8 protein-coding genes and 1 tRNA gene (1 of these 9 only partly in view) are annotated in these 11770 nt (G+C 42.1%); 6 read left to right on the top strand and 3 right to left on the bottom strand.

The annotated features are described in order from the left end of the window. The 3 genes from PY091_RS17500 to PY091_RS17490 all read right to left on the bottom strand — a co-directional run. Positions 1-773: the 5' portion of a glutamate synthase subunit beta gene (locus PY091_RS17500; protein ID WP_275650784.1), read on the bottom strand. Its footprint begins 694 nt before the window's first position; 773 of the gene's 1467 nt are visible here — the first part of the coding sequence; it begins with the start codon at positions 771-773; its stop codon lies off the left edge, out of view. Positions 774-781: 8 nt separating this feature from the next. After that, positions 782-5287 (bottom strand): glutamate synthase large subunit, encoded by a 4506-nt coding sequence (gene gltB / locus PY091_RS17495; protein ID WP_275650788.1) that lies wholly within the window; start codon positions 5285-5287, stop codon positions 782-784. Between the two features lie 309 nt (positions 5288-5596). After that, positions 5597-6739: an acyl-CoA dehydrogenase gene (locus PY091_RS17490; protein ID WP_275650783.1), complete on the bottom strand. Its 1143-nt coding sequence runs from the start codon at positions 6737-6739 to the stop codon at positions 5597-5599. A 237-nt stretch (positions 6740-6976) separates the two neighbouring features. Here PY091_RS17490 and nhaD point away from each other — a divergent pair, with 237 nt between their 5' ends. The 6 genes from nhaD to PY091_RS17460 all read left to right on the top strand — a co-directional run bounded on the left by nhaD (position 6977) and on the right by PY091_RS17460 (position 11746). Then, positions 6977-8362, top strand: coding sequence for a sodium:proton antiporter NhaD (nhaD, locus tag PY091_RS17485; RefSeq protein ID WP_275650782.1), 1386 nt, complete (start codon positions 6977-6979; stop codon positions 8360-8362). Positions 8363-8419: 57 nt separating this feature from the next. Then, entirely contained in the window at positions 8420-9112 is a 693-nt protein-coding gene (locus PY091_RS17480; protein WP_100816273.1) for a MotA/TolQ/ExbB proton channel family protein, read from the top strand. A gap of 10 nt (positions 9113-9122) precedes the next feature. Then, a complete protein-coding gene (locus tag PY091_RS17475) occupies positions 9123-9509 on the top strand; it encodes an ExbD/TolR family protein (RefSeq protein WP_014032087.1) in 387 nt (128 codons plus the stop codon). Then, positions 9509-10387, top strand: coding sequence for an energy transducer TonB (locus tag PY091_RS17470; RefSeq protein ID WP_275650781.1), 879 nt, complete (start codon positions 9509-9511; stop codon positions 10385-10387). Before PY091_RS17475 ends, PY091_RS17470 begins: the two co-directional genes overlap by 1 nt. Further along, positions 10387-11601, top strand: a complete 1215-nt coding sequence (locus PY091_RS17465) for a bifunctional folylpolyglutamate synthase/dihydrofolate synthase (protein WP_275650780.1) — start codon at positions 10387-10389, stop codon at positions 11599-11601. Before PY091_RS17470 ends, PY091_RS17465 begins: the two co-directional genes overlap by 1 nt. Before the next feature lie 70 nt (positions 11602-11671). Continuing rightward, positions 11672-11746 (top strand) — tRNA-Val (locus PY091_RS17460). Positions 11747-11770 lie beyond the last annotated feature (24 nt).

The raw sequence follows: 11770 nt of genomic DNA, 5'->3' as shown, positions 1-11770 counted from the left end.
ATAGCCTGTACCACACCTTTGGCATCTGCTCCGGGAACAGGCAAGGTGCGTCTTACTGTGGCACCACCACAAAGAACTATTGAGTCGAAATCATTTTGAAGTTCTTTTGCGGTTACATCTACCCCTACGTGAACTCCAGTTCTGAACTCAATACCTTCCTTTTCCATCACCTCAAGACGGCGGTCGATCACGTTTTTTTCCATTTTAAAGTCGGGAATCCCATACCTTAAAAGGCCGCCGGGTTTTTCATCACGTTCAAAAACCGTAACATTATGGCCAGCTCTGTTCAATTGTTGTGCTGCAGCTAAGCCGGCAGGGCCCGAACCTACCACCGCTATTTTTTTCTCGGTTCTGATGGTTGGCGGTTCTGGTTGTATCCACCCATTTTTAAAGGCAGTTTCAACAATGTTTTTTTCAATGTTCTCTATTGAAACAGCAGGCTCGTTAATTCCCAAAACACATGCTTCTTCGCATGGTGCCGGGCATAATCTCCCGGTAAACTCTGGAAAATTATTCGTGGAATGAAGAATTTTCGCCGCTTTTTCCCATTTTCCTCTGTAAACGGCATCGTTGAAATCGGGAATCAAGTTTCCCAATGGACAGCCGCTATGGCAGAAGGGTATCCCGCAATCCATACAACGTGCTCCTTGGTTTTTTAATTCACCTTCTTTTAAAGGTTTTGTGAACTCCTTATAGTTTTTGATGCGTTCTTTGACCGGGGCGTACGTTTCATCCTTTCTGTCAAATTCCAAAAATCCTGTAATCTTTCCCATGTCTAAAATTATAAGGTTTCCATTTTTTCTTGTTCCAATCTAATAAGTGCCTGACGATATTCCTCTGGGAATACTTTAATGAATTTTGGGAGACATTTTTCCCAATTTTCAAGTATGCTCTGTGCCAAAGGACTTAGAGTTGCATTGTAATGGTTTTCAATCAAATCCTTGAGTTCTTTAATATCGTTGTCCTCTTCAACGGCCAATAGGTTGAGTGCTTCTCCATTGCAATTACGCCTAAAGGTGTTGTCCTTGTCGTATACGTAGGCAATTCCACCGCTCATTCCTGCTCCGAAGTTTCTTCCAACAGAACCTAAGATCACGGCAACACCGCCAGTCATATATTCACATCCATGATCTCCAATTCCCTCTACCACAGCTTTAGCCCCGGAGTTTCTTACACAGAAACGTTCCCCGGCCTTACCATTGATGTATGCTTCACCAGAGGTGGCGCCATAAAGGGTTACATTTCCAGTTATTATATTATCCTCCGGTTTAATGGTTGATTTAAAAGGTACTTTAATGACCAATTTAGCTCCAGAAAGCCCTTTTCCAAGATAATCGTTGGTATTACCGTTGACTACCATGGTCAATCCCTTGGTGGCAAATGCCCCAAAACTTTGACCAGCAGAACCTGTAAAGTTTAATTTAAGGGTATTTTCAGGCAAGCCATCTGCTCCATAAATTTTTGAAATTTCGTTGCTTATAATAGCTCCGACTGCCCTGTCCGTATTGTGAATTGGGAAATCCAGTGTTGTTTTTTCCTTTCTGAACAAAGCAGGGTGGGCCTTGCCAATAATTTCAAATTCGATGGATTTATCTATTTCGTGATATTGTTTTTCCGTGTTGTGGAATTTGGTCCCCTCGGGAACATCGATTTGGTAAAGGATAGGAGTTAAATCAATACCAGCGGCTTTATAATGCTCCACAGCCTTTTTTCTGTCCAATTTTTGAACTTGGCCTACCATTTCGTTCAAAGTTCTAAATCCTAATTTGGCCATGATCTCACGAAGTTCTTGTGCTACAAAATACATGTAGTTGACCACGTGTTCCGGTTTGCCGGCAAACTTTTTACGTAGTTCCGGGTTTTGTGTGGCAATACCCACGGGACATGTGTTCAAGTGGCAAACACGCATCATTATACATCCAGAAGCGACTAACGGAGCTGTGGCAAAGCCGAACTCTTCGGCGCCTAAGAGACATGCGATAGCAACATCCCGACCAGTTTTCAGCTGACCGTCACATTCCAAAACAACCCTGTTTCTTAAGTCGTTCAACACCAAAGTTTGTTGTGCTTCCGCAATTCCGAGCTCCCATGGTAGACCTGCATGTTTTAAGGAGGTTAAAGGAGAGGCTCCTGTACCGCCATCAAATCCGGAAATAAGGATTACATCGGCCTTTGCCTTGGCCACACCGGCGGCAACGGTTCCTACTCCAACCTCGGACACTAATTTTACATTTACGCGAGCTTCCCTATTTGCTGATTTTAGATCGTAAATCAATTGGGACAAATCCTCAATAGAGTAAATATCGTGGTGGGGAGGTGGGGATATCAATCCAACATAGGGTGTGGAATTTCTGGTTTTGGCAATGGCTGGGTTTACTTTTGGGCCAGGTAGTTGACCTCCTTCTCCCGGTTTGGCCCCTTGTGCCATTTTAATCTGTATTTCCTGTGCATTGGAAAGGTAATTGGAGGTTACACCGAACCTGCCGGAAGCCACCTGTTTAATGGCACTGTTTCGCCAGTCTCCTGTTTGACTTCTATAGAAACGAGCCGAATCCTCTCCGCCTTCACCCGAATTACTCTTGCCTCCAATCCGGTTCATCGCAATCGCAAGATTTTCGTGGGCCTCCTTGCTGATACTTCCGTAGGACATTGCCCCCGTTTTGAACCTTTTTACAATTTCTGTCCAAGGTTCAACTTCTTCAATGGGAATGGGGTCATAGTTCGAAAATTCGAACAGTCCACGGATGGTCATTAGGTGTTTGGATTGCTCATTGACCATTTTGGAATACTCCTTATAAGTTTCCGGCTCGTTATTGCGTACCGATTTTTGAAGCATAGCGACACTTAATGGATTGAACATGTGCTTCTCGCCGTTTCTTCTCCATCGATACTCTCCACCGACCTCTATTTCGAGATTGGCTGCTATTTCCTTTGAAAGGAACGCTTTTTTATGGCGTTTGGTTACTTCTTTTTCTATTTCATAAAGACCTATTCCCTGGATTCGGGTAGGTGTGTTCGGGAAATATTTATCTACAACTGTGGTGTTTATCCCTATACATTCAAAAAGTTGGGATCCTCGATAGGAGTTGAGGGTGGAAATCCCAATTTTGTTCATCACTTTTAAGATTCCCTTACCTATCGCCTTGTTGTAATTTTTTACCGCTTCCTCGAATGTATAGTCCGTAATATTGTTTTCTTCAATCTGTTCTCCGATAATTTCGTTCACCAAATAAGGGTTGATGGCACTTGCCCCAAAACCGAACAGTAAGGCAAAATGATGCACTTCCCTTGGCTCTGCAGATTCGATGATAATGCTCAATTTAGATCGCTTACCTAATTTTCTAAGCCCACTGTTAACATAAGAACAGGCCAAGAGTGCTGGTATAGCCGCCATTTCGGTGCTTACCATTCTATCGGAAAGGATAATAATGTTGGCGCCCTCATCAATGGCATTGGAAGCTTGCTTAAGAATGGAATCCAAAGCTTCTTCCAGACCGTTGTGCCCTTTGTTGATTTCGTAGAGCATGGAAATGGATACTACTTTGTAATCCGGACTTGCGTCGTAATTTTTGATTTTATCCAAATCTTCCTTGGAAATTACCGGGTTTTGGATTTTAAGCTTACGACAGTGCAGCTCTGAATAGTCAAAAATATTATGATCGCTTCCGAGCGTTAAGCTAATATCCGTGATCAATTCTTCTCGAATACCATCCAAAGGAGGGTTGGTTACCTGCGCAAAAAGTTGTTTAAAGTAATTGTATATAAGTTGAGGGCGTTCGGACAATACGGCAATCGGGGTATCGGACCCCATGGAACCGATGGGTTCTTTACCATTTTCTGCCATGGGCATAATAATAGTATTAATATCCTCTTGCGTGTAACCGAAGGCGGTTCTTCTTGTTTTTAATGGAAATTCACCAAAAAATACAGGGCAATCATTATAAGGTATATCCCTGAGGTGCACCAAATTGTCTTTTAACCATTTCTTGTAGGGATGCTTTTTGGCAATGTGTTCCTTGATTTCCTCGTCGTTGACGATTCTACCCTCTTCCATGTTGACCAAGAACATTTTTCCAGGTTCCAATCTTCCATGGAACTCGATATCCTCTGGCTCCAATTCTACTACACCGGTTTCCGATGACATGATGACATAGCCTTGTTTGGTCACGGAATATCTAGATGGGCGAAGTCCGTTTCTGTCCAATACCGCACCGATATAATTACCATCTGTAAAGGGTATGGAGGCAGGACCGTCCCATGGTTCCATTAAACAGGAGTTATACTCATAAAATGCTCTTTTGGCTTCGGACATGTCTGGATTTTTTTCCCAAGCTTCGGGAACCAGCATCATCATTACCTCTGGCAAAGAACGTCCCGTCATAAGTAAAAGCTCCACTACCATATCCATACTGGCAGAATCCGATTTTGCCGGCAGAACAACGGGAAGAATATTTTTAATGTCCTCTCCGAACCAGTCACTTTGCATGAGCTCTTCGCGCGAGCGCATGCGCGAAACATTACCTCTTAGTGTGTTTATCTCCCCATTGTGGCACATATATCGGAATGGTTGTGCCAAGTCCCAATTTGGGAACGTGTTGGTGGAAAAACGTTGGTGAACCAAAGCCAAACGGGTAACTACCCTTGGGTCCAATAGGTCCTCGTAATATTTGCTGATATCTTTTGGTACCAATAGACCTTTAAAAATGATGATTTTGGTGGAAAGGCTTGGCAGGTAGAAGAACTCACTTTCTGAAAGTTTGCTTTCGATTACCGCATGCTCGGTTATTTTCCGTGCAATGAAAAGTTTTAGGTTGAATTGGAAGTCGTCAAGGGCCTCACCTTTGGCAACAAAGACCTGTTTTACATAGGGTTCGGTCTCTGCAGCAATTCTTCCGGGAACCGAACGGTTCACAGGTACATCTCTCCATCCCAATAATTGTAGGCCTTGTTTTTCAATATTCTCTTCAAAGACCTTGATGCAGAAATCACGTTGGTTATCTTTTTGAGGTAGAAATACGTTTCCTACGGCATATTCACCTGCTTCTGGCAATTCAAATGGACAAGCGTCCATAAAAAAGTCGTGCGGAATATCAATTAAAATCCCGGCACCATCGCCTGTTTTTCCATCTGAACTTACCGCTCCACGATGTTCCAGTTTATCTAGGATCTCGAGGGCTTTGTGTATAATGTCGTTCGACTTTATTCCTTTTAAGCTACAGATGAAACCTGCTCCGCAGTTATCATGCTCAAATTCTGGTAGGTATAGACCTTGTTTCTCCAATCTCATCATTAACGTATTTCTTCAAAAATATCAAAATAGATAAATAAACCATAAGAAAAATACTGATTATCAGATAAATAATCAACGTATGGAATGATGAGTTGAAAAAACCTCAATTTAGGAATATATGGAATGTTAAATTATCATTATCTCAATTTGGATGGAAAAATCAAGAGACTCCCTCTTGTAAAAAGAGTGTTATGAAGATTTTAACAGGAATTTAAGACGTGGGGCTTCTTATAAAATAGGGATGCGGCCGATTAAAATGTGTTTAAACAAAAAGAACCCCCTCTTTTGGGAGGGGGTGTGTTCAATTTAATCTTTTAAGATGCTTCTGGAGATGACTATTTTCTGAATTTCGGAGGTGCCTTCATAGATTTGGGTGATTTTGGCATCCCGCATCAAACGTTCCACATGGTATTCTTTTACATAACCGTTCCCTCCATGGATTTGTACCGCTTCGACAGCGGTTTCCATAGCAACCTCCGAGGCATACAGTTTCGCCATTGCACCCGACAAAGTGTAGTCGTTGCCAGAATCCTTGTCACAAGCCGCTTGGTATACCAAGTGTCGGGCAGCTTGAATTTTGGTATGCATATCCGCGAGTTTAAAAGCGATTGCTTGATGATTGGAAATCTCTGTTCCAAACGCTTTTCTTTGCTTTGAGTATGTCAAGGCCAGTTCGTAGGCACCTGCAGCAATACCCAACGCTTGAGCGGCTATTCCAATTCTTCCGCCTGCCAAGGTTTTCATGGCAAATTTAAAACCAAAACCATCCTCTCCAATACGGTTTTCCTTTGGAACTTTTACGTCGTTGAACATTAAGGAATGGGTGTCACTTCCGCGAATACCCAATTTATTTTCTTTGGGACCGATATCAAATCCTTCCATTCCTTTTTCCACAATCAGGGCATTGATACCTCGGTGGCCTTTGTCTCTATCGGTTTGGGCGATAACAAGGTATACTTCGGCCTGGTTGCCGTTGGTTATCCAGTTTTTTGTTCCATTCAATAGGTAATGGTCACCTTTGTCAATGGCAGTTGTTTTTTGAGAAGTGGCATCACTTCCCGCTTCGGGCTCGGACAGGCAAAACGCACCGATAATCTCTCCAGAGGCCAAACGGGTAAGGTATTTTTGTTTTTGCTCTTCGGTTCCATAGGTTTCCAATCCCCAGCAGACCAAAGAATTATTTACCGATACCATTACAGAGGCAGAGGCATCTATTTTAGAAAGTTCTTCCATGGCCAATACATAGGATAGGGTTCCGAGACCACTGCCGCCATATTTTTCGTCGACCATCATTCCTAAAAACCCCAATTCTCCCATTTTTCTAACGAGTTCACTTGGAAATTTTTGAGTTTCGTCACGTTCAATTACACCTGGTAAAAGTTCATTTTGGGCAAAATCCTTTGCCGCTTGTTGTATCATTAACTGTTCTTCGGAAAGTGTGAAATCCATAAAACTGAAAAATATTTAAAAACTACCTACAAATATAGATTTACAATATTAATATTCTATGTATAATATCAAATAAATGAGAATGATTGAATTTTTTGATGTATTTTCAAATTTTATCAATTCTGTTTAGCATATTTTTATGGGTATAAGATTATGCGGAAATATTCATTTTGAATATCTTTAGCGGCACAGAATAACTACTCAAAAATATTATTCCTTAATTAAACCAAACTTAACATGGAAACCCTTTTAGTTGTCATTTTTGTAATTGGATATTTGGCAATTACCCTAGAACATAACCTGAAAATAGATAAACTTATCCCTGCCTTGGCCATGATGGCCATCTTGTGGGCGTTGATGGCATTCGGTATCGACGGTTTTACTAATTGGTTCGACTCCGGCAATCATGAATTGCTCGAAAACTTCGGAGCCTTTGGGCACGAGGAAAAAATGGAGTTGATGGAAGAGACCTTGCTCCACCATTTAGGTAAGACAGCAGAAATCTTGGTATTTCTACTTGGTGCGATGACCATTGTGGAGATCATTGATTATTTTGATGGTTTTGCCACGATTAAATCTTTTGTAAAGACAAGGAGCAAAAAGAAAATCCTTTGGATATTCTCTTTCTTGGCCTTTATACTTTCTGCAATTATTGACAACCTTACTGCTACAATCGTACTTATTTCCATCCTTCAGAAGATAGTTAAGGATAGAGATGTAAGACTTTGGTATGCAGGTTTGATCATTATTGCTGCCAACGCAGGTGGTGCCTGGTCCCCAATTGGAGATGTAACCACCACTATGTTGTGGATCGGAAATAAAGTTTCCACAGCTATGTTGATTGAGCATTTGTTGGTTCCTTCCTTGGTATGTATGTTGTTGCCATCCTTCATAGCATCTTTCCTTCCTGCGTTCAAGGGGGAAATCGATACGGATGAAGAAGATAGTGTCGATTCAAAATATGGACCTAGAATGCTTTATTTGGGCTTGGGAGCCATAGTTTTTGTACCGATCTTCAAGACAGTGACACATCTGCCTCCCTATGTTGGTATGATGCTGTCCTTGGCCGTAGTGGCAACTTTTGCAGAAATCTACAGTAACAAGAAGATTGCAATTTCATCCGTAAATCAGGAAAGCGATGAGCATGCACACCACAGTCCCGTACATAGCGCCTTGACCAAAATCGAATTGCCAAGTATTTTGTTCTTCTTGGGTATTTTAATGGCTGTGGCCGCTTTGGAATCATTGGGATTGTTGTTCAACTTTGCCGAAGGTTTAAAACAAGGTATGCCTTTGATGGGAACCGAAATGGCAGGAACAAGAGTTTCGGATTTGGTGGTAATACTGTTAGGTGTTGGATCTGCAGTAATTGATAACGTGCCATTGGTAGCAGCGAGTTTAGGGATGTTCTCTGAGCCTTTGGATGACCAGTTATGGCATTTTATCGCCTATTCCGCGGGAACAGGTGGTAGTATGTTGATTATTGGTTCTGCAGCAGGTGTGGTAGCCATGGGAATGGAGAAAATTGATTTCTTCTGGTATCTTAAGAAAATATCGTGGTTGGCCTTTATGGGCTTCATCGCAGGAGCAATTTGCTTTATGGTGATGCGATATTTGTTCTAAAAAATACTTTAGTTCAAAAATCTCCGTTATAATTGCAAATTAAATTGGGGATTTTATATGAATATTTTTCAAGAAGTAACGGAAGGTGCTGAGGCAACTGCTTCAATTTCCGAGGAAAAGACCTTGTCCGTAATCGATCTTATCGTAAATGGAGGAACAGGAAGCGTTATTATCATAATGGTGCTTTTTGTTCTTCTTTTTGTAGCTATGTACATTTATTTTGAACGCATTTTTGCCATTAAGGCCGCGTCCAAGATAGATAAGAACTTTATGAACCAGATTCGTGACCATGTCATGAACGGTAAACTGGAAGCTGCAAAATTATTGTGCGCGCAAACAGATTCTCCTGTAGCGCGATTGACCGAAAAGGGAGTTGCCCGCATCGGAAAACCACTGGATGACATCAATACGGCCATTGAGAACGCCGGTACCCTTGAGGTATACAAACTAGAAAAGAATGTAAGTGTTTTGGCTACTGTTGCAGGAGCTGCACCTATGATCGGTTTCTTGGGAACCGTAATTGGTATGATTTTGGCTTTCCATGAAATGGCAAGTAGTGGAGGTCAGGCAGAAATGGGCTCTTTGGCATCGGGTATTTATACCGCAATGACTACCACCGTTGCCGGTTTGGTGGTTGGTATTATTGCGTATATCGGTTACAACCACTTGGTGAACAGGACCGATAAGGTAGTGCATCAAATGGAGGCCAACGCAGTTGAGTTCTTGGACCTATTGAACGAACCTATATAAACCTTTAGCCATGAAACTGAAGGGAAGAAACAAAATTAGCCCTGAATTCAGCATGTCATCCATGACGGACATTGTGTTCCTGTTATTGGTGTTCTTTATGCTGACATCCAATGCGCCAAATGCATTGGATTTGCTATTGCCAAAGGCAAAGGGGAAATCGACGAACACTCAGAACGTTTCGGTAACCATTGATAAGGACCTGAAATATTTTGTGAACAACGAGCAGATCAACAAAGAATACATTGAAATTGAATTAAAAAAGGCACTTGAAGGTCAAGAAAAGCCGACAATCATCCTAAGGGCTGAAGAAAACGTAGCTATTAAAGAAGCAGTGAACGTTATGGATATAGCCAATAGGAACAGTTACAAGGTTATCTTGGCAGTGCGGCCAAAATAATGTCCTTTTTAGATACGAGACACAAGAAAAAATCCTTTACGCTTACAACTCTTTTGTTAAGCGCTTTGCTGCTATTGCTTTTTTACATTGGACTCACCTATTTAGATCCGCCCATTGAAAATGGTATTGCCGTTAATTTTGGGACCATGGAATTTGGAAGTGGTGAAGTACAGCCTACAGAACCGGTAAGATCGGAACCTAGAGAGGTGGAGAGCTTGCCAGAACCTCAGGACGTGGCGGAACCTGCTGAGCCACAAGAAACTGTTGTGGAAGAGGCTCCGGTAGAAGAAGTTTTGACCAGTAATGATGAGGAGACCATCAAGCTACGGCAACAACAAGAGGCCCAACGAAAGGCGGAGGAAGAGGCGGAAAAAGCCAAGGCCGAAGCAGAACGAATTGCACGGGAAAAACGTGAGGCCGAAGAGCGGAAGCGCCAAGAGCAAGAAGCTAAAAAGAAAAGTGTTGATGCTCTGATAGGTGGAATAGGAAAATCCGAAGGAACTACTACCGGTAGTGAAGGCGACGATGACCGTGCAGGGGATAAGGGCCAGCCCGATGGTGATCCATATGCTACGTCATATTATGGTTCACCAGGCACTGGTACTGGAGGTTACGGCCTAAGCGGTAGGTCATTGGCAAACAAAGGTAAGGTACAGCAGGAATGCAATGAAGAAGGTAGGGTAGTGGTCCGTATTGTTGTGGATAGAACGGGAAAGGTAATCAAGGCACAACCAGGAGTAAAAGGAACAACCAACAATGCTCCCTGTCTTTTAGAACCGGCACAAAGAACCGCGATGTTGCATAGATGGAATCCCGATTCCAACGCTCCAGCCCAGCAAATAGGCTTTGTGGTCGTCAACTTTAAACTGGGACAGTAGTGACATATCAAGAAACGTTGGATTGGATGTTCGGACAACTTCCGATGTACCAACAGAAAGGTGCCGCTGCCATGAACGCAAAGTTGGATAACATTATCCACTTCTGTAATGTACTGGGCAATCCAGAGAAAAAATTCAAGAGTATACATGTTGCAGGGACCAATGGTAAAGGTTCCAGTAGCCATATGTTGGCCTCCATTTTACAAGAGGCGGGTTATACAGTTGGACTTTACACTTCACCTCATTTAAAGGATTTTAGGGAACGTATCAAAATCAACGGAAAGGTTGTCGGCGAGGAATTTGTTGTAGATTTTATAGCGCAGCACCAACCATTTCTTGAATATCACAAGCTTTCTTTTTTTGAAATGACAGTGGGAATGGCTTTTAGCTATTTTGCAGAAGAAACTGTGGATATTGCAGTAATTGAGGTTGGACTTGGCGGGCGTTTGGATTCCACAAACATTATAACCCCAGAAGTGTCCTTGATCACCAACATTGGTATGGATCATACACAGTTTTTGGGAGATACATTGCAAAAAATTGCTTTGGAAAAAGCAGGAATTATCAAGCCAAAGGTTCCGGTTGTAATCAGTGAGACCCAGACTGAGACCAAAATGATATTTAACCTGATTGCACATCAACTAAAGTCGGATATAGTTTTTGCGGACAATAATGATCCTATGAAGGAGTATGAAACCGATCTGCTTGGCGATTATCAGCAAAAAAACATACGAGGGGCAGTGGCTACGATTCGCCGGTTAAAAGCCTTTGATGTACCTGAAGAAGCAATTTCCAAAGGCCTTAAAAACGTTGTGGACAATACCGGACTTTTAGGAAGGTGGCAGGTGTTACAAGAAAACCCTCTAGTAGTTTGTGATACGGCACATAACAAAGAAGGTCTGCAATTGGTTTTGAAGCAAGTTGCAAAGCAAAAGTTCAATAACCTTCATATGGTGGTTGGTTTTGTAAATGATAAGGATGTCAAATCTGTATTGTCCCTATTTCCTAAAAATGCATCCTATTATTTTGTAAGGCCTAATATTCCTAGGGGCATGGATACGGTAAAGCTTCAGGAACTTGCTAAGGAAGAGGGTGTTGTAGGTGATGTTTACAAGTCAGTTGAACAAGGATTTAAAAGCGCTTTGAAAAATGCGAATGAAGGAGATATGGTCTATGTAGGCGGGAGCACATTTGTTGTTGCCGAAGTAGTGTAATTTTTTTTCATTTTTTGTTTTTTAAATCAAAAACAGTGTTATATTTGCACTCCCATTCGGGAAAATGAATGGGCGCTTAGCTCAGTTGGTTCAGAGCACCTCGTTTACACCGAGGGGGTCGGGGGTTCGAATCCCTCAGCGCCCACAGAAAAAAAAGCCTTCGATTTTT

Origin of the sequence: Flagellimonas okinawensis (genome assembly GCF_029194005.1) — a bacterium.
Taxonomy (GTDB): Bacteria; Bacteroidota; Bacteroidia; order Flavobacteriales; family Flavobacteriaceae; genus Flagellimonas; species Flagellimonas okinawensis.
The sequence above is the reverse complement of the archived record's forward strand: the minus strand, read 5'-3'. Positions and strand labels throughout refer to the sequence as shown.